Origin of the sequence: Pseudomonas sp. CVAP#3 (assembly GCF_018986375.1) — a bacterium.
Lineage (GTDB): Bacteria > Pseudomonadota > Gammaproteobacteria > Pseudomonadales > Pseudomonadaceae > Aquipseudomonas > Aquipseudomonas helvetica.
Map to the genome: position 1 here is coordinate 29,490 of NZ_JAHMSC010000014.1, position 18,793 is coordinate 48,282.

Sequence of the window (18,793 nt, forward strand, 5' to 3'; positions counted from 1 at the left end):
AGGCCACGCCATGGATCACTACGCCCCGCGCAACTGGCAGCCCCACGAACGGCCAAGCTTGCCCGGTTCCCCCTCGACGCCTTTGCACGCCACGCCAAAGCGGTTGGCTTATGCATTGGTCGGGTTGTTGGTGGCATTGACCGGTGGTTTGGGCAACGCGCTGGTGGTCGCCAATCTGCCTTACCTGCAAGGGGCGCTGGGGGCGACGACTGCCGAGATGGCCTGGCTGCCGGCGGCTTACGTGATGACCAACGTCTCGATGAACCTGCTGCTGGTGAAGTTTCGTCAGCAGTACGGCCTGCGGGCGTTCACCGAAGTGTTCCTGGTGCTGTATGCGCTGGTGACCTTTGGCCATTTGTTCGTCAACGACCTCAGCTCGGCGATTGCGGTGCGCGCCGCCCACGGCATGGTCGGCGCGGCGCTGAGTTCGTTGGGCCTGTATTACATGGTTCAGGCTTTCCCGGCGAAGTGGCGGATGAAGGCGCTGGTGCTGGGCCTGGGTACCTCGCAACTGGCATTGCCACTGGCCCGGCTGTTTTCCGAAGACCTGTTGCAGATCGCTGAATGGCGCGGGCTCTATCTGTTTGAACTGGGCATGGCGCTGACCTCACTGGGCTGTGTGTTCATGCTCAAGTTGCCACCGGGTGACCGCTTCAAAACTTTCGAAAAACTCGATTTCCTGACCTTCGCCTTGCTGGCAGGTGGAGTGGCGCTGCTCTGTGCGGTGTTGTCGTTGGGCCGTATCGATTGGTGGCTCGAAGCACCGTGGATCGGCGTCGCCTCGGCCGGATCGATCGTGTTGATCATGGCCGGCCTGGCCATCGAACATAACCGCAGCAACCCGATGCTGATGACCCGCTGGCTTGGCAGCGGGGTGATGATTCGCCTGGCATTGGCGGTGATCCTCATCCGTATGGTGCTCACCGAACAGTCCACCGGGGCCGTGGGTTTGCTGCAAACCCTGAACCTGGGCAGCCAGCAGATGCACAGCCTTTACGTGGTGATGCTCGTGGGCAGCGTCGCTGGCCTTGCCTCCAGCGCGCTGACGATCAATCCCTCGCACCTGTTGATGCCGTTGATCATTTCCCTGGCGCTGATGGCCACAGGTTCCGTGATGGACAGTTTCTCGACCAACCTGACACGCCCGGAGAACATGTACCTCAGCCAGTTTCTGCTGGCCTTTGGCGGAACGTTTTTCCTCGGGCCGACCATGGTCCTCGGCACGCGCAACGTGTTGACCAATCCGCGCAATCTGGTGAGTTTTTCAGTGCTGTTCGGGATTTGCCAGAACCTCGGCGGCTTGATTGGCGCGGCGCTGTTAGGGACGTTCCAGATCGCCCGGGAAAAATTCCATTCCAGCCATATCGTCGAGCGCCTGACCCTGATCGACCCGCAAGTGGCCAGCCGTGTGCAAGGCAGCAGCGCGAGTTATGTCTCGAGTATCGCCGACCCATCGGCCCGCACCACCCAGGGCATTCGTAGCCTGGCAGCGGCTGCGACCCGGGAGGCGAATGTCATGGCCTATAACGACGTGTTCATGCTGATCGCGGTAATCGCGATGCTGACCATGCTCTGGATCTTCATTCGCAGCCTGTGGCTGCTGAGCACGACCAAGGCTGTCGCTCCCGCGCCGGCCAGTCCGACTTCCGTTCCTTCCAGCGGTGCCTCTTCTTCATGACTGACCCGATCACCACAACCACCAACGCCATCGCCTCGACTCCCGAGGGCGTGGCCCCGCCTAAAACTTCTGGCACCGAGCCGCGTTCGCTGCCGGTGCGGATCATTTCGTCCCTGGGCTTTGCCGCGATTGCCATCGTCGGGGTGCTGATCGTGCTGTATGCCTGGCAGTTGCCGCCATTTGGCAGCGCCATCGAAAGCACTGAAAACGCGCTGGTTCGTGGCCAGGTGACGATCATCGGCCCGCAACTCAGCGGCTACGTGTTTGAGGTGTCGGTGCAGGACTTCCAGTTCGTCAAGACCGGCGACCTGTTGGTGCGACTGGATGACCGGATCTACAAGCAACGTCTGGATCAGTCGCTGGCACAACTGGCAGTGCAGAAAGCCGCGCTGGCCAATGCGGTGCAGCAACGCAACAGCGCCGAGGCGACGATCAAGCTGCGTCAGGCGGCGCTGACCGACAGCCAGGCCCAGGCGCAAAAAAGCGCGGCGGACTTGCGGCGTAATGAGGCGTTGATCAGCGACGGCTCGGTCTCCAAGCGTGAGCTGGACGTGACCCGTGCCGCTAATGCGCAAACCATCGCTGCGGTGGCTCAGGCCCAGGCCAGTCGGGAAATTGCCCGGCAGGACCTGCAAACGGTGATCGTCAATCGAGGTTCGCTGGAGGCGGCGGTGGCCAGTGCCGAAGCGGCGGTTGAGCTGGCGCGGATCGATCTGTCCAATACTCGCGTGGTCGCCCCGCAGGACGGCCAGCTCGGGCAGATCGGCGTGCGTCTTGGTGCCTACGTCAACTCCGGCGCGCAGTTGATGGCCTTGGTGCCGAGTCAGTTGTGGGTGATCGCCAACATGAAAGAAACCCAGATGAACAACATCCACATCGGCCAGCCGGTTACCTTCACTGTCGATGCCTTGAATCACCAGAAATTTCACGGCCGGGTGCAGCGTATTTCACCGGCCACCGGTTCTGAGTTCAGCCTGTTGCAAGCCGACAACGCCACCGGCAACTTCGTCAAAATCGCCCAACGCGTGCCGGTGCGCATCACTGTTGACGCGGACCAGGCGCAAAGCGAACGCCTGCGGCCCGGCATGTCGGTGGTGGTGAGTATCGATACGTCCGGGCAAGGCAATGCCGTCGCTGGCAATCCGTAGGTGTCGATGATCGTTCCCATGCGGGAACGATCAGTTACCGGCCACCATCGGCGGCAATGTACCCAACAGGGAAACTGCTGCCACGGCCGCTATCCCCAGCAACCACTCCAGCATCACGCTGGTGCGCAGCGCGGAGAGGCGTTGCTCGCAGTGGTTGATTTTCAAGCGATTGAACAGCGCCAGGCCAAGCATGGCGCTGACCAACAGCACCTTGATCAACAGAATCAGCGCGAACCCGGACAGCAGCGGTGTCGGCCAGAAGGCCCCGGTCAACACCCGGACGTTGATCAGGCCGGTCACCAGCAAACCCGCCACCAACCCATAACCAATCCCGCTGAAGCGTTGCAGTATCGGCCCGACAGCGTGGGTCGTCGGTCGCAGCAGAATCATCATCAGCAGCATTAACCCGCCCAGCCAGGCACCGACGCAGGTCAGGTGAATCACTTGATTGAGGATCAGCAACTGGCCACTCAGTCCATCGAGCATCGCGCCATGACCGACCGGGGCGAGGGTCATCAGCAACAGGCTGCTCAGGAGCATACGCAGTGCAAACGAGTTGTTCAGCGGGCTCAGCAGGCAGACCACCAGCAGTCCGTTGAACAGCAGATGCCAGCGCCAGACCTGCCCGAAGAAGGTGTTGCTCAACACCAGTTGCACGGTTGGCCAATCAAATGCCGCCGACAGTGAGCCGGCCATGCTGGCGGTGATCAACAGCAGCCAGCAAATCCCGGTGAACAAGGTGAACCCGGCAAGCAGCCGACTCAGCCCGGCGAGACGTTGATCAAGTGTTGCAAGTGCTTGGGTCAGCGGTTCATGGCGCAACAGCAGGGGCCTGAACAGACAGGCCCCAAACAGCATCAGCACGACGGTGAAATGCAGGAAGCGGCACAGGACCAGCGCGCTCGACATCGATTACTGACTCACCTTGAAGCTGTAGTTGCCAGCGCTTTTATGGGTGTCGACCGACACTGCATGCCATTCGACCTTGTAGTTACCGGCGCTCAGAGGTGCGATGGGGGTGACGACCAGGGTCTTTTTATCGGCGCTTTCGGTGGCGATGCTTTTCACGGCAACGGCGACGCCATCCTTGCTGATATCGACTTTGGTGAAACTGGCTTCAACGCCTTCGGAGAACACCAGACGCAATTCGGCAGGTGCGGCAACGTTGCTGTCGGCGGCTGGCGTCGAGCTTTTCAGGTGAGCGTGAGCAAACACCGAGGAGGCGGCGAACAGCGAGCCGAGGAGGGCAGTCACAGTCAGGGCTTTTTTCAGCAACATGGGTCAGCACCTATCAGGCAGATTGGAAGATGCGACAGTTTACCTATGCCTCGCACCCTGTACGACGTTTCGTTTCGCAGGTGGCGAATGCTAGTCTTGACCCATGCCGCTGTCAGGGAGCCCTCATGGGCAATCACAAGATCGAGATCCGTCGCAGTAACGTCGAGAAAATCCTCCTGGCCGCCGAGAAGGTCTTCGCCGAGAAAGGTTTTGGCAGCACCGCGATGGCCGACATCGCTAAAGAAGTGCAACTGCCGCGCTCCAATCTGCATTACTACTTCAGCACCAAGGCTGAGCTGTACAGCGCGGTGCTGTTCGATTTGCTGGAAGTCTGGAAGCAGGACGCGCTGTGCTTCGAGATGTTCGATGACCCGCGAGTGGTGCTCAGCAGTTACATCCGCGCCAAGATGAACCATTCCCGCAGCCGGCCTTATGGCTCGAAAGTCTGGGCCAATGAAATCATCCACGGTGCGCCGACATTGGGTGAGGCGCTGGACGCCAGCCTGTACGACTGGGCCAAGATGAAGGAAGCGAAAATTCGCCAATGGGTGGAGGACAAACGCATCCTGCCGGTGGAGCCTTCAAGCCTGCTGTACATGATCTGGGCCTCGACCCAGCATTACGCCGACTTCGATCACCAGATCAACATCCTCAACGACCATCAACCGCTGTCGGACATGCAGTTCGAGCGTGCGGTGCAGACGGTGACCAGCGTGATTCTGCGGGGGATCGGGTTGGAACCGTAACCAGATCGCTCCCACGTTCCACGCCGATCGTTCCCATGCGCAGCAAAGGAATGCCGCCATGGACGCTCTGCGTCCGCTCTGAATGTGACGCAGAGCGTCACGGGATGCATTCCCACGCAGAGCGTGGGAACGATCTTCAGTTATGGGGCCACGTGATAGGGATTCCTCGGATCATGGTCCCAGTCCAGAAACGGTTTCCCGTTATCGACCGGCACCATCTCGATGCAGTCCTGCACCGGGCAGGTGATCTGGCACAGGTTGCAGCCCACGCACTCGTCATCGATCACTTCATACTTATGGGTGCCATCCGGTTGTTTCAGGCTGGCGATGGCCTGGTGCGAAGTGTCTTCGCAGGCGATGTGGCAACGGCCGCAACCAATGCAGGCCTGCTGGTCGATCTTGGCGATCACCTGATAGTTGATGTCCAGGTATTTCCAGTCCGTGGTATTGCCCACTGCACGCCCGGAAAAATCCTGCACGCTTGAGTAACCTTGGCTGTCCATCCAGCGGGACAATCCGTCCTTCATCTCCTCGACGATCCGAAAGCCATGCAGCATCGCCGCTGTGCACACCTGCACTGCGCCACTGCCCAGGGCCATGAATTCAGCTGCGTCACGCCAACTGCCAACGCCGCCGATGCCACAAATTGGCAGGCCCTGGGTCTGCGGGTCGCGGGCGATTTCGGCGACCATGTTCAACGCAATCGGTTTGACCGCCGAACCGCAGTAACCGCCGTGGGTGCTTTGGCTGCCGACCATCGGATGCGCAACCATGCGATCCAGGTCGATGCTGGTGATCGAGTTGATGGTGTTGATCAGCGACACCGCATCGGCGCCGCCACGGTGGGCTGCTCGGGCGGCGACACGGATGTCGGTGATGTTTGGCGTGAGCTTGACGATCACCGGCAGCGAGCAATAGGTCTTGCACCAGCGGGTGACTTGCTCGACGTATTCCGGCACCTGGCCCACTGCCGCGCCCATGCCACGTTCCGGCATGCCGTGGGGGCAGCCGAAGTTCAGCTCGATACCGTCGGCGCCCGTGGCTTCCACCAGCGGCAAGATGTTTTTCCACGACTCCTCGACGCAGGGCACCATCAGCGACACGATCAGTGCGCGATCCGGCCAGTCTTTTTTGACCTGGGTGATTTCCCGCAGATTGATTTCCAGTGAGCGGTCAGTGATCAGCTCAATGTTGTTGATGCCCATGACTTCACGGTTGGCGCCAAAATGCGCGGAGTAACGCGATGAGACGTTGACCGCCGCCGGGTCTTCACCCAGGGTTTTCCATACCACCCCACCCCAGCCGGCTTCGAACGCACGGACTACGTTGTAGGCCTTGTCGGTGGGCGGCGCGGAGGCCAGCCAGAACGGGTTAGGTGCTTTGATGCCGGCGAAGACAATCGAAAGATCGGCCATTTACGCAGCCTCCACGTTGAGCATGAGTTGGGCATGGATCGCTTGCGCCGCGAGTTTGCCGTGCTGCACAGCCTGCACGGTGAGGTCCTGATCGAGACTGGTGCAATCGCCACCGGCATAGACGCCGGGAATGCTGGTACGCATCTGCTCGTCGACCTGAATCCGCTCGCCCTGGCGTTTCAGTTCGCGGGCCAGCGGATCGCTCAGCGCGCTGTCGTCGAAGCGTTGGCCGATGGCTTTGAAGATCGCATCGGCGGCCAGCTCGAAGGTGTCCCCGGTGCTGATCAGCCGGCCATTGTCCATACGTGTACGGGTGAAACGCATGCCGCGCACCTGGCCTTTGTCGTCGAACAATACTTCCTGCGGTTGCGCCCAGGTCATCAGCCGTACCTGATTGGCCTTGGCGATGTCCTGTTCATGACCGGTTGCGCCCATGTCCTCTAGACCCCGGCGATACACTAGGTTCACGTCGCGCGCACCGAGGCGGGCCATTTGCACGGCCATGTCGATTGCTGTGTTGCCGGCGCCGAGGACGATGCAATGATCGGCCAGCGGCAATTGGCTCAGGTCATCGGCCTGGCGCAGTTCGCGAATGTAATCGGTAGCGGCCAACAGCCCTGGGGCGTCTTCGTCGGCCAACCCCAGCTGTTTGCTGGCGGCCAGGCCAAGACCGAGGAATACCGCGTCGAACTGCTGATGCAGTTCGCTGAGGCTCAGGTTCTCGCCGAGTTTTTGCCCGTGGCGGATTTCGATGCCGCCGATTTCCAGCAGGAAATTCAGCTCGTGCTGGGCAAAGTCATCCACCAGTTTGTATTTGGCGATCCCGTATTCGTTGAGGCCACCGGCCTTTTCCCGCGCCTCGAAAATCACCACCTCGTGGCCATGCATGGCGCTGCGGTGTGCACAGGACAAACCGGCAGGCCCGGCACCGACCACGGCAATCCGTTTGCCGGTGGCCGCTGCGCGCTGGAACGGGTGTTCGCTGAAGTGTGCGTTGTCGATGGCATAGCGCTGCAACAGGCCGATCAGTACCGGCGCGCATTCCTCGGCGTTGTTGCGCACGCAGGCGTGCTGGCAAAGGATTTCTGTCGGACAGACCCGGGCGCAACTACCGCCCAGGATGTTCGCCGAGAGGATGGTTTGCGCAGCGCCCTGGACGTTCTCTTGATGGATGTTGCGAATGAACGACGGGATATCGATGTCGCTCGGGCACGCGTTGACGCATGGCGCGTCATAGCAATACAGACAGCGCGAGGCTTCCAGATGCGCCTGACGGTCGTTGAGCGGCGGCGCCAGGTCGGTGAAATGGCCGGCGAGGGTGGCCGCATCCTCGGCAGGATGGGGCAAGTGGCTCAGAGTCTTGATCACGGTGTTGGCCTCACGGTTATTTGAGGTACTGCCTCTGATGGGCATTGTTTTTTGTACATGACGCAAATAGGTGGTTGGCAACGCCGCATCCTGTGGCGAGGGAGCTTGCTCCCGCTGGAGTGCAAAGCGCTCCCAAACCGGTCGATTACGTCCTATCTGCGTGACCGGGTTGTCTGGTTTACGGGCGCTACGCACCCGAGCGGGAGCAAGCTCCCTCGCCACAGGGGTAGCGTCAGCGTTTCACAGCCGTCGGCTTGTGTTGCTCAGCGCGCTTGCTCAACAGGTCAAACACCGCCGGGTACGCCGGGCGTTCGATGTAGCGCCCGGCACCGCGTTCGGCACGCAGGTCGCCGTCGGCCCAGACCAGTCGACCCTGGCTGATGGTGTGGCTGGGAACGCCGCGCACGGTCTTGCCTTCAAAGATGTTGAAGTCGACGTTCTGGTGATGGGTCTTGGCGGAAATGGTCCGCGTACCTTGCGGGTCCCACAGCACCAGGTCGGCATCGGCGCCGACGCGGATCGAGCCTTTGCGCGGGTAGAGGTTGAAGATTTTTGCGGTGTTGGTAGAGGTCAGCGCAACGAAATCCTGCATCGACAGGCGCCCGGTGTTGACCCCTTCATCCCACAGCACCGCCATGCGGTCTTCGATGCCGGCCGTACCATTGGGAATTTTGCTGAAGTCGTCACGCCCCGCGGCTTTCTGTTCGGCACAGAAGCAGCAGTGATCGGTAGCGGTGGTGTGCAGGTTTCCTGACTGCAGGCCATGCCAAAGCGCTTCCTGATGGCCGCGCGGACGGAAGGGCGGGCTCATCACGTAACCGGCAGCGGTTTGCCAGTCCGGATGCTGGTAGACGCTGTCATCCAGCAGCAAATGCCCGGCCAGCACTTCGCCGTAGACCGGTTGGCCCTTGCTGCGGGCGTAGGTGATTTCATCCAGTGCTTCCTTGGTCGAGACGTGGACCAGGTACAGTGGCGTGCCGAGGGTTTCAGCGATACGGATCGCCCGACTCGCGGCTTCACCTTCAACCTGGGACGGCCGCGACAGCGGGTGCGCTTCAGGGCCGGTGATTCCCTGGGCCATCAGCTTGCGTTGCAGGTGATAGACCAGCTCGCCATTTTCCGCGTGCACGGTCGGCACGGCACCGAGCTCCAGACAGCGCTCGAAGCTGGCGACCAGCGTGTCGTCGGCGGCCATGATCGCGTTCTTGTACGCCATGAAATGCTTGAAGCTGTTGACCCCATGATGGCTGACCAGCTCGGCCATTTCTTCGCGAACCTGTTCGCTCCACCAGGTGATGGCAACGTGAAAGCCATAGTCGGAGGCTGATTTTTCAGCCCAGCCACGCCACTGATGGAAAGCTTCCAGCAGCGATTGCTGCGGATTGGGAATTACGAAGTCGATGATCGACGTGGTGCCGCCGGCAAGACCTGCCGCCGTGCCGCTGAAAAAGTCTTCGCTGGCCACGGTGCCCATGAAGGGCAGTTGCATGTGCGTGTGCGGGTCGATGCCGCCGGGCATCAGGTATTGGCCGCTGCCGTCGAGCACTTCGCAGCCGGCGGGAGTATCGAGGTTGTTGCCGATGGCTTTGATCACGCCGTCGGCGCACAAGACATCGGCGCGATAACTTTCATCATGGGTAATAACGGTGGCGCCACGGATCAACAGAGACATTCCGAGTTCCTCGCAGGCTTGACTGGCTTATGCCGGTTCTAAGTGTTTTATATGTAGCAGGCTAAGGAAGTTGTATTCCTGTCAGCGCTGTCAGGAATAAACGCTAGCTGGAGATATCGGATTGGGCAAGAATATTTTTTATAAGCTTATAGCTGTATTAACTTATTGATATTAAACAGTTAAATGTACAAATCACCAAAATGGTGAGGCGTCTCACCATTTTGACGCACTTGACAGGATCGAAATATGGTCAAGATTTCCTATGTGAAATCAGCTATTTGAGGTGCGCCTGTGGCTGACAGAAAAAATACAAAATAAATGTAACGCACCAGATTGAGTCCTGACGGCTCGGACAACTTGTCTGGCATTTTGCCTGAGTGCCCAGGCAAGCCTTCGCGGGCTTGATTGTTGTTTGAATAAAACTGATGAACATCAGTTGTTTACATGGATTTTACCGACGCACTCAGGTCGTCAGCAGACCATTCGGCATGTTTATTGATTGCCGCCGCTGACACCTTGGCCGGTCGGTAAAAGTCGTAAGTTCTCCGGCCATCGTCCGGCTCGTGGTTTATCCGCAGGCCAGCCCGATGAGCAAAATAATCAAAAAAACAGTGGAGCGGCCATGCAACAGAACAGATCGCACGTCACCGAGCGCGAAGGGTTGTACGAACTGGACGCCAGCAGCGACGTCCTCGACAGTCCCCGATACAACCACGACATTGCACCGACCAAGGTGCACGAACGAACCTGGAACAAATGGCACATCACCGCGTTGTGGATCGGCATGTCGGTGTGCGTGCCGACCTACACCCTTGGCGGGGTGCTTACCGCCTACTTTGGCCTGAGCGTTGGCGAGGCGCTGCTGGCGATTCTGCTGGCCAACGTCATTGTGCTGATTCCACTGACCCTCAACGCCTTTGCGGGCACCAAGTACGGGATTCCGTTTCCGGTGTTGCTGCGTTCCTCGTTCGGGGTGATCGGTTCCAACGTGCCGTGCCTGATCCGCGCGTTGGTGGCCTGTGGCTGGTTCGGCATCCAGACGATGTTTGGCGGGCTGGCGATTCACCTGTTTCTCGGCTCGGTTTTCGAGGGCTGGAAATCCCTCGGGGGCACCGGCGAAGTGATCGGCTTCATGATGTTCTGGACGCTGAACCTGTGGGTGGTGCTGCGGGGGGCCGAGTCGATCAAATGGCTGGAAACGCTCTCGGCACCGCTGTTGGTGGCAGTGGGGCTGGGTCTGCTGGTCTGGGCCATGCCGAATGTGTCGCTGACCGAGTTGCTGGCCCAGCCGCCGAAACGTCCTGAAGGCGCCAGCGTGACCGGTTACTTCCTGGCCGGGCTGACCGCGATGGTCGGGTTCTGGGCGACCTTGTCGCTGAACATCCCGGACTTCAGCCGCTACGCCAAAAGCCAGAAAGACCAGATCCTCGGACAAATTTTCGGCTTGCCGCTGACCATGTTCCTGTTCGCCTCGCTCGGGGTGGTGATGACTGCCGCGTCGGCGAAACTGGTGGGTGTGACTGTCTCCGATCCGGTCAGCCTGATCGGGCATATCCAGAGCCCGGTGTGGGTGGCGTTCGCCATGGCGCTGATCATTATTGCGACGCTGTCGACCAACACGGCCGCCAACATCGTTTCGCCGACCAACGACTTCCAGAACCTTGCGCCTAAACTCATCAATCGCACTAAAGCGGTGATGTTGACCGGTTTGGTAGGGCTGGCGCTGATGGGCCACGAACTGCTGAAGAAGCTTGGGCTGATCGTCTCCAATGTCAGTCTGGAAACGGTCTATTCCAACTGGTTGCTCGGTTATTCGAGCCTGCTCGGGCCGATCGCCGGGATCATGGTGGTGGACTATTTCCTGATCAAGAAACAACAACTGGACCTGGCTGGCCTGTACCGCGATGACGTGTACCCGGCGTGGAACTGGAACGGCTTCATCGCCTTCGGCGTGCCGGTAGTGTTGACCTTGCTGTCGCTGGGCAGCGATGCCTTCAGCTGGTTCTACAGCTACGGCTGGTTCACCGGCTCGGCTCTTGGCGGGCTGATGTATTACGGGTTGTGCACGATGCGTAGCAGCGACACGGCTGTGGCCGATACCTCGATATAGGAAAAGGGTGATCGTTCCCATGCTCTGCGTGGGAGTGCAGCCGGGGACGCTTTGCGTCCCAAAAGCGTCCAGAGATGAATTCCCACGCAGAGCATGGGAACTATAAAAATTAGCCTGAAGGAGATCACCATGAACGCTGCCGTAGACGTTCTGCAGTCCAGCCATCAGCACATCAATCGCGACCGCCTCTGGCAGTCGCTCATGGAGCTGGCCAAACTCGGCTCCACGGTCAAGGGCGGCGTCTGTCGCCTGGCCCTGACTGACCTTGACCGCCAGGCTCGCGACATTTTCGTCAGATGGTGCGAGGAAGCAGGCTGCACGGTGAGCATCGATGCCGTCGGCAACATCTTCGCCCGCCGCGCCGGGCGCAATCCGCAACTGCCACCGGTGATGACTGGCAGCCACATCGACACCCAACCTACCGGCGGCAAGTTCGACGGTTGTTTCGGCGTGTTGGCCGGGGTCGAAGTGCTGCGCACCCTCAACGACCTGGGCGTGGAAACCGAAGCGCCGCTGGAAGTGGTGGTCTGGACCAACGAAGAAGGCTCGCGCTTCGCCCCATGCATGATGGGCTCCGGGGTGTTTGCCGAAAAATTCACCCTCGAGGAAACCCTGGCCAAGACCGACGCCAGCGGCGTAACCGTGGGTGAGGCGCTGAATGCCATCGGCTATGCCGGTCCGCGCAAGGTTAGTGGGCACGCAGTCGGTGCCTACTTTGAAGCGCACATCGAGCAAGGGCCGATTCTGGAAGACGAGCGCAAGACCATTGGCGTGGTGATGGGCGCGTTGGGACAGAAGTGGTTCGACCTGAAACTGCACGGCGTCGAGGCTCACGCCGGACCAACTCCGATGCATTTGCGCAAGGATGCATTGGTCGGCGCCGCCGCAATCGTCGCCGCCGTGAACCGTACTGCCCTCGGTCATCAACCTCACGCCTGTGGCACCGTCGGTTGTCTGCAAGCCTATCCAGGCTCGCGTAACGTCATCCCCGGCGAAGTGCGCATGACCCTTGATTTCCGTCATCTGGAGCCGGCGCGGCTGGACTCGATGATCGCCGAGGTCCGGCAGGTGATCGACAGCACCTGCGATGAGCACGGTCTGACTTATGAACTGACGCCAACTGCCGATTTCCCGCCATTGTATTTCGACAAGGGCTGCGTCGAGGCAGTGCGCGGCGCGGCGCAAGGTCTTGGGCTGTCACACATGGACATCGTCAGCGGGGCGGGGCATGACGCGATCTTCCTCGCCGAGCTGGGGCCGGCCGGGATGATCTTCGTGCCCTGCGAGGGCGGCATCAGCCACAACGAAATCGAAAACGCCACACCGGACGACCTGGCGGCCGGTTGTGCGGTGTTGTTACGGGCGATGCTGGCGGCTTCGGCGGCGATTGCCAGTGGTGAACTGGCGGCCTGAGGTCTCGCCGAGAGTGGGGGGAGGGGTAAGACCTCTCCCCATCCGAACACTTACTTAATATTCCATCGCCTTGTCACATTTACGTCATGTCTCTGTGAGATTTTGCGCGACCTGATTATCAGGTAACAACTGCAGCAGGGTGGACGCCCTGTTACGTAACGTGAATATGGATGTGGACATGTGATGTCGATTTACGGATTCGCGCACGCGCTGGACTTGCCTTGCCCACGTGAGCGGCACCACAGACTGGCGGTAGACCCGTCATGAGGGTGGTGACCTCCGGTTCGGCCTATCTGGATATCGATGCTTATGCGTGCTGCATTGCTTATGCCGAATGGTTGAATCTTACCGGCGTCGATGCCAGGGCCGTGAGCAGCGCACAGCCCAACGCCAGTGTCTCGGCAACGGTGTTGGGGTGGAACAAACACTTTGATGATTACATCCCGCGAGCCGATGACGAGTTCGTGGTGATGGACGTTTCTGACTATCACTACTTCGACCCGATGGTGAAGCTCGATCGGGTGGTGGAGGTGATTGATCATCATCCTGGCTTCGAGGCCTATTGGGCCGAAATCCTGGGGCCGAATGCTGACATTCGGCCGATTGGCGCGGCAGCGACTCAGGTTTTCCAACGCTGGGAAAACTCGGGTCTGCTGCCCCGCATCAGTACACAGAGTGCGGCGTTGCTGGGCACGGCGATTCTGGATAACACCCTGTGTTTCACCGGATTGCACAGCACTGATGAGGATCTCAGGGCTTTTGAGGTTCTGAGACAGCTCGCGGGGTTGGCGCCGGACTGGCCTGAACGTTACTTTCTCGAATGTCAGGCGGTGATTGAAGCTGACCTGCCCGTCGCCCTGGCCGCGGACCTGAAGATAATGCGGCCGCAGAGCCATCTGCCCCAGGTGTTTGCGCAGATGGCGGTATGGAACGCCGATGCCCTTGTGCAACAACACCGATCAGCGATGAGCGAATGGCTCAATGAACAAGGGGATGACTGGATACTCAACGTCATCAGCATCGGTGAGGCTAAAAGCTACTTACTGGTCGAACCTGTGGCAAGCCAACGCAAGCTTAATCGCCTATTACAGGTTGACTGTCAGGCTGGGCTGGTCGTTGTCGAGCCGCCATTGCTCAGAAAAGAGCTGCTGTCGATGGGGCTCGCGCTCAACCGCTGAAAGAAAATGCTTCGGCTCAAGACCAATCCGGGCGATCAGGCGGGGGCCGCAACACATTCGCGGGCTCAACGACGGGTCTGCAGGACATTGAAAATGAGCATGCCCGCCAACATGGCAATCACAAACACCCAGGCCTGCCAGTGCCCGGTGGGCAGCAGCACCAGTGCCGGGCCCGGGCACATGCCGGCAATGCCCCAGCCGACGCCGAACAGCAGACTGCCACCGATCAGGCGTCGATCCAGTTCACGGCTTACCGGCAGTTGCATGGGTAAGCCCAGCAGGGATGTTTTCTGTTTCATGGCCCAGTGAAACGGCACCCACGCCACGGCAATGGCGCCGATCATGACCAGGGCCAGTGAAGGGTCCCAAAGCCCGGCAATGTCCAGAAACCCCAGCACTTTGGCCGGGTTGGTCATGCCCGACAGTAACAGGCCGATGCCGAACAACAAGCCGGCAACAAACGCAGTCAGTTTTTTCATGTTCAATTTCCCAGCAGATGGCGCAAGACGAACACCGTCGTAAAACCGGTGAACATGAAGCACAGCGTGGCGATGATCGAGCGCGGAGAAAGCCGTGAAACACCGCACACGCCATGACCACTGGTGCAGCCTGCGCCATAGCGGGTGCCAATGCCCACCAGCAGCCCGGCCACGATCAGGCCCAGGGCGCCGGTCTTGAACTCGATACCCGGCTGTCCCACGAACAGCATCCACAACACAGGTGCCGCCAGTAATCCCAGGAGGAACAGGGCTTTTTCTCCCGAGGCCGAATCTCTGGGGCCCAACAGACTGCCCAACAACCCGCTGATGCCTGCGACACGACCGCTGGCGACCACCCATAAACCGGCAGCGAGACCGATCAGCGCGCCTCCAGCCAACGCGGACCATGGGGTGAAGTGAAGCGAATCGAACGTCATGACAGCTCTCCGGGTGGGTAACGGGCGGCACTAAACCACTCTTTTTACCTTGAGCATAGGTCCGCTTGTGGGGACCAAGGGGAGGTAACCAACCGGATGTAGATGCCTGCAAGGTCTGTGGACGCTCAGTCCCGCTTTTGGCCGATGCGCTGCCTACAGCCACACGCGATGGCTTGTTATAGTTCTGAGCTTATTTTCAGCGCCAGCAAGGATCACTGCCATGTCCGAATACCAAGCCTTTCGCGTCGAACTGAGCGACAACATCGCCCATGTGCAGATCAACCGCCCGGAAAAGATCAACGCGATGAATGCGGTGTTCTGGACTGAAATCATCGAGATCTTCCAGTGGATCGACGACACCGATGAAGTCCGCGCGGTGGTGATCAGCGGTGCAGGCAAGCATTTTTCTTCGGGCATCGACCTGATGATGCTGGCTTCGGTGGCCAATGAAATGGGCAAGGACGCGGGTCGCAATGCGCGCCTGTTGCGGCGTAAGATTCTGGCGTTGCAAGCTTCGTTCAACGCTGTCGATAACTGCCGTAAACCGGTACTGGCGGCGATTCAGGGCTATTGCCTAGGCGGCGCCATCGATCTGATTTCTGCCTGTGACATGCGCTATGCGGCCGAAGACGCGCAATTTTCGATCAAGGAAATCGACATGGGCATGGCCGCCGATGTTGGCACTTTACAACGCTTGCCGCGGATCATCGGTGACGGCATGCTGCGCGAACTGGCATACACTGGTCGCACCTTCGGCGCGCAAGAAGCGCGCAGCATCGGCTTGGTCAACCGGGTCTACCCGGACTCGACCAGCCTGCTGGACGGGGTGATGGGAATTGCCCGTGAAATTGCTGCCAAATCGCCGATTGCGATCGCCGGGACCAAAGAGATGATCAGCTACATGCGCGATCACAGCATCAACGATGGCCTGGAATACATCGCTACCTGGAACGCCGCGATGCTGCAATCCACAGACCTGCGGGTCGCCATGGCGGCATCGATGAGCAAGCAGAAACCCGAATTTCTGGACTGAGCACACATGACTTCACGCTGGACCACTGCAGTACTCGACACCGACTTGCCCGGCGGCTGGGCCGTGGCCCGCAGCCCTGAAGGTTTTTTGTTCGACGATAATGGCGCGCTGTTTCCGCGGGAATGGCTGAAACGTCAGGACCTGTCGATTCTCGCCGAGCATGGGATTGGTCATCTCGACGGTGAGCCGGTGTATTTGCTCGAGCTCAAGGCTCACAGCGAAGTACCGGGCTGCAACTGGAAAGGCCTGCGGGCGTTCATGCTCGATGGCGATCATACCGTCTACAAAGTGTTGGGGTATGCCGCGCAAGTCGGCACCTGGGCGCGGGAGCACCGGTTTTGCGGCAACTGTGGTCAGCGTATGACGCAGGTGCCGCGTGAGCGGGCGATGTACTGCGAACCCTGTGATTTGCGTTTTTATCCGCGGATTTCACCGAGCATGATCGTGTTGATCACCCGTGGCGACGAAATCCTGCTGGCGCGCTCGCCACGCTTTGTTCCGGGGGTCTACAGCACCCTGGCGGGTTTTGCCGAGCCGGGTGAGTCGGCCGAGGATTGCCTTATTCGTGAAGTGCGCGAAGAGGTGCAGATCGAGGTCAAGAACATCCAGTACCTGGGCAGCCAGTGCTGGCCGTTCCCGCATTCGATGATGCTTGGGTTTCATGCCGAATACGCCAGCGGCGAGATTGTGCCGCAAGCTGACGAGATCGAAGACGCCCAGTGGTTCAACATTCATGCGCTGCCGCCGTTGCCGGCGGGGCGCTCGATTGCCCGCTACCTGATCGACATTTATGTGGCGCGACGCTTAGGCCATGCTGAACCAGTGCTGCCAGGCTAGACGCACGGTCAAGCCCAGCACCACGGTGATGAATACCGGGCGAATGAACTTCGCCCCACCGCTGATGGCGGTGCGGGCCCCGAAGAACGCGCCGACCATCACCGACAGGCCCATGCTCAGGCCGATGATCCAGTCCACTTGCCCGGAAAAGATGAACACCGACAGCGCCGCGATGTTGCTGACGAAGTTCATGCTGCGCGCCACGCCGCTGGCCTTGACCAGATCGATGGGGTAAAGCAGCAGACTGCTGACAGTCCAGAACGCGCCAGTGCCGGGACCGGCCACGCCGTCGTAGAAACCGAGGCTGAAACCCTGACTCGACTGCCACTTTTTCTTGATGGGCGCGTCGCTGTCCAGTGGTGCTTTCGGCGTACCGCCAAACAGCAGATACACGCCACAGGCGAAGACGATCACCGGGAGCATCTTGTTCAACCATTCAGCCGGCAGGTAGTGCGCGACGGTTGCGCCGGTCAGTGCGCCGACCAGGGTTGCGATGATCGCGTGTACCCACTGCCGCGGGTGGAATAGCTTGCGTCGGTAGAAGGTGAAACTGGCGGTGGCCGAGCCGAAGGTCGAGCTGAGTTTGTTGGTACCCAGTACCAGGTGCGGCGGCAAACCGGCAGTGAGCAACGCCGGGGTGGTCAGCAGACCGCCACCGCCGGCAATGGCATCAATGAAACCGGCAATGAACGCGACGATGGCCAAAATGGCCAGAGTGGTGAGGTCTACGCTGAGTTCGAAAGGCATGAGGTCGACTTATTCGGCGGGGCAGAGGGCAAGGCGGGGCGCCATCTTACCCATAACCGCCGCCCCCTGCGACCGCCCTAATACCCGGCATGATCGTTCCCACACAGCATGGGAACGATCAACAGCTGGGTTACAAGCCCAGGTCAGACAGGCCCGGATGATCATCCGGGCGCCGGCCCAGCGGCCAGTGAAACTTGCGCTCGCTTTCCTTGATTGGCATGTCGTTGATGCAGGCGTAACGGTTGGACATCAACCCCTGCTCATCGAACTCCCAGTTTTCATTGCCATACGAGCGATACCAGTTACCCGAATCGTCGTGCCATTCATAGGCGTAACGCACAGCGATACGGTTACCGGTGAAAGCCCAGAGCTCCTTGATCAGCCGGTAATCCAGTTCCTTGGCCCATTTGCGGGTCAGAAAAGCCTTGGCTTCCTCACGGTTGTTGGCGAACTCGGCGCGGTTACGCCATTTGGTGTCCAGGGTGTAGGCCAGGGATACCCGTTGTGGATCGCGGGAGTTCCAGCCGTCTTCGGCCAGGCGAATCTTTTCAATGGCTGACTCACGCGTGAATGGTGGAAGTGGCGGACGAACTTCGGCATTAGATGACATTTAAAGTCTCCAGGGAAAGTGAGTGTCAAAACAGCCAGTTGATCTTGTTTGAACAGTTACAGGTCCAATAACTTTCGCGCCATGCATTGCGCATTATCGGCGGCACTGTGATCGCCCATGACAAGCGCAACAGTAATGGCGCCATCGATCAGGATCAGCAGCTGATTGGCCAGCGCTTCCGGGTCGTGTACGCCATGTTCGGTACAGAGCTCGCGCACGTAGTCGAGCAGTTTCTGTTTGTGTTCCTTCGCGACGAGTCGCACGGGGTCTTGCGGATCGCCGGTTTCGCCGCTGGTGTTGATAAAGGCGCAGCCGCGAAAGCCTTCGCTGGCAAACCAGTCCTTGAGCACGGTGAACAGGTTGAGGAGTCGCTCGGCCGGGGTCGGGGCCTTGTTCACTTCGGTTTTGAACCAGCTCATCCAGCGTACGTCGCGCTGCTTCAAGGCCGCGACAGTCAGTTCCTCCTTGTTGGCAAAGTAGCGGTAAATACTTTTTCTGGAGACGCCGGCGGTTTTCACCAGGAGATCCATGCCCGTGGCAGCAATGCCACTTTTATAGATCAACTTTTCGGTGACATCCAGAATAATGTCGCGTGTGTCGTTACTAGTGATTTCGTTCATGCGGCAAAGAGTAGAACGATCATT

At 59.6% G+C, this 18,793-nt stretch carries 18 protein-coding genes; 8 read left to right on the forward strand and 10 right to left on the reverse strand.

Annotated elements, in window-relative coordinates; translation table 11 throughout:
* Window positions 1-10 precede the first annotated feature (10 nt).
* Both KRR23_RS21155 and KRR23_RS21160 read left to right on the forward strand, forming a co-directional pair.
* Complete coding sequence (locus KRR23_RS21155) at window positions 11-1,678, forward strand: MFS transporter (protein ID WP_216744088.1); 1,668 nt, start codon at window positions 11-13, stop codon at window positions 1,676-1,678.
* Entirely contained in the window at window positions 1,675-2,826 is a 1,152-nt protein-coding gene (locus KRR23_RS21160; RefSeq protein WP_216744089.1) for an HlyD family secretion protein, read from the forward strand. Before KRR23_RS21155 ends, KRR23_RS21160 begins: the two co-directional genes overlap by 4 nt.
* 30 nt (window positions 2,827-2,856) lie before the next feature.
* Here the strand turns inward: KRR23_RS21160 and copD are convergent, their stop codons facing one another.
* Both copD and copC read right to left on the reverse strand, forming a co-directional pair.
* Window positions 2,857-3,735: a copper homeostasis membrane protein CopD gene (copD, locus tag KRR23_RS21165; RefSeq protein ID WP_216744090.1), complete on the reverse strand. Its 879-nt coding sequence runs from the start codon at window positions 3,733-3,735 to the stop codon at window positions 2,857-2,859.
* Between the two features lie 3 nt (window positions 3,736-3,738).
* Window positions 3,739-4,104 carry a copper homeostasis periplasmic binding protein CopC gene (gene copC, locus KRR23_RS21170; protein WP_216744091.1) on the reverse strand — a complete coding sequence of 122 codons (366 nt, stop codon included), beginning with the start codon at window positions 4,102-4,104 and terminating at the stop codon, window positions 3,739-3,741.
* A 125-nt stretch (window positions 4,105-4,229) separates the two neighbouring features.
* On the opposite strand from copC, the gene KRR23_RS21175 reads away from it, so the two are divergent.
* Complete coding sequence (locus KRR23_RS21175) at window positions 4,230-4,850, forward strand: TetR/AcrR family transcriptional regulator (protein WP_054597654.1); 621 nt, start codon at window positions 4,230-4,232, stop codon at window positions 4,848-4,850.
* A gap of 140 nt (window positions 4,851-4,990) precedes the next feature.
* Here the strand turns inward: KRR23_RS21175 and preA are convergent, their stop codons facing one another.
* From preA to hydA, 3 genes are all read right to left on the reverse strand, one after another.
* Window positions 4,991-6,265 carry an NAD-dependent dihydropyrimidine dehydrogenase subunit PreA gene (gene preA / locus KRR23_RS21180; RefSeq protein ID WP_216744092.1) on the reverse strand — a complete coding sequence of 425 codons (1,275 nt, stop codon included), beginning with the start codon at window positions 6,263-6,265 and terminating at the stop codon, window positions 4,991-4,993.
* Window positions 6,266-7,633, reverse strand: coding sequence for an NAD(P)-dependent oxidoreductase (locus tag KRR23_RS21185; RefSeq protein WP_216744093.1), 1,368 nt, complete (start codon window positions 7,631-7,633; stop codon window positions 6,266-6,268).
* 232 nt (window positions 7,634-7,865) lie between these two features.
* Window positions 7,866-9,305: a dihydropyrimidinase gene (gene hydA / locus KRR23_RS21190; protein ID WP_216744094.1), complete on the reverse strand. Its 1,440-nt coding sequence runs from the start codon at window positions 9,303-9,305 to the stop codon at window positions 7,866-7,868.
* Window positions 9,306-9,927: 622 nt separating this feature from the next.
* Between hydA and KRR23_RS21195 the strand changes: the two genes are divergently transcribed.
* From KRR23_RS21195 to KRR23_RS21205, 3 genes are all read left to right on the forward strand, one after another.
* Window positions 9,928-11,415, forward strand: a complete 1,488-nt coding sequence (locus KRR23_RS21195) for an NCS1 family nucleobase:cation symporter-1 (protein WP_216744095.1) — start codon at window positions 9,928-9,930, stop codon at window positions 11,413-11,415.
* 129 nt (window positions 11,416-11,544) lie between these two features.
* Window positions 11,545-12,828, forward strand: coding sequence for a Zn-dependent hydrolase (locus tag KRR23_RS21200; RefSeq protein ID WP_216744096.1), 1,284 nt, complete (start codon window positions 11,545-11,547; stop codon window positions 12,826-12,828).
* A gap of 263 nt (window positions 12,829-13,091) precedes the next feature.
* On the forward strand, window positions 13,092-14,006 hold the full coding sequence (locus KRR23_RS21205) for a bifunctional oligoribonuclease/PAP phosphatase NrnA (protein WP_216744097.1): 915 nt from the start codon (window positions 13,092-13,094) through the stop codon (window positions 14,004-14,006).
* A gap of 65 nt (window positions 14,007-14,071) precedes the next feature.
* On the opposite strand, the gene KRR23_RS21210 is transcribed toward KRR23_RS21205, so the two are convergent.
* Complete coding sequence (locus tag KRR23_RS21210; protein ID WP_216744098.1) at window positions 14,072-14,485, reverse strand: DUF6691 family protein; 414 nt, start codon at window positions 14,483-14,485, stop codon at window positions 14,072-14,074.
* Window positions 14,486-14,487: 2 nt separating this feature from the next.
* Window positions 14,488-14,922, reverse strand: coding sequence for a YeeE/YedE family protein (locus KRR23_RS21215; RefSeq protein ID WP_216744099.1), 435 nt, complete (start codon window positions 14,920-14,922; stop codon window positions 14,488-14,490).
* A gap of 220 nt (window positions 14,923-15,142) precedes the next feature.
* Here KRR23_RS21215 and KRR23_RS21220 point away from each other — a divergent pair, with 220 nt between their 5' ends.
* Both KRR23_RS21220 and nudC read left to right on the forward strand, forming a co-directional pair.
* Window positions 15,143-15,955, forward strand: coding sequence for a crotonase/enoyl-CoA hydratase family protein (locus tag KRR23_RS21220; protein ID WP_216744100.1), 813 nt, complete (start codon window positions 15,143-15,145; stop codon window positions 15,953-15,955).
* Between the two features lie 6 nt (window positions 15,956-15,961).
* Entirely contained in the window at window positions 15,962-16,792 is an 831-nt protein-coding gene (nudC, locus tag KRR23_RS21225) for an NAD(+) diphosphatase (RefSeq protein ID WP_216744101.1), read from the forward strand.
* Here the strand turns inward: nudC and KRR23_RS21230 are convergent.
* The 3 genes from KRR23_RS21230 to KRR23_RS21240 form a co-directional block, all read right to left on the reverse strand.
* Complete coding sequence (locus tag KRR23_RS21230) at window positions 16,760-17,539, reverse strand: TSUP family transporter (RefSeq protein WP_216744102.1); 780 nt, start codon at window positions 17,537-17,539, stop codon at window positions 16,760-16,762. The genes nudC and KRR23_RS21230 overlap by 33 nt on opposite strands.
* Before the next feature lie 130 nt (window positions 17,540-17,669).
* Entirely contained in the window at window positions 17,670-18,149 is a 480-nt protein-coding gene (locus KRR23_RS21235; RefSeq protein WP_054597643.1) for a nuclear transport factor 2 family protein, read from the reverse strand.
* Between the two features lie 56 nt (window positions 18,150-18,205).
* Window positions 18,206-18,769 (reverse strand): TetR/AcrR family transcriptional regulator, encoded by a 564-nt coding sequence (locus tag KRR23_RS21240; RefSeq protein WP_216744180.1) that lies wholly within the window; start codon window positions 18,767-18,769, stop codon window positions 18,206-18,208.
* Window positions 18,770-18,793 lie beyond the last annotated feature (24 nt).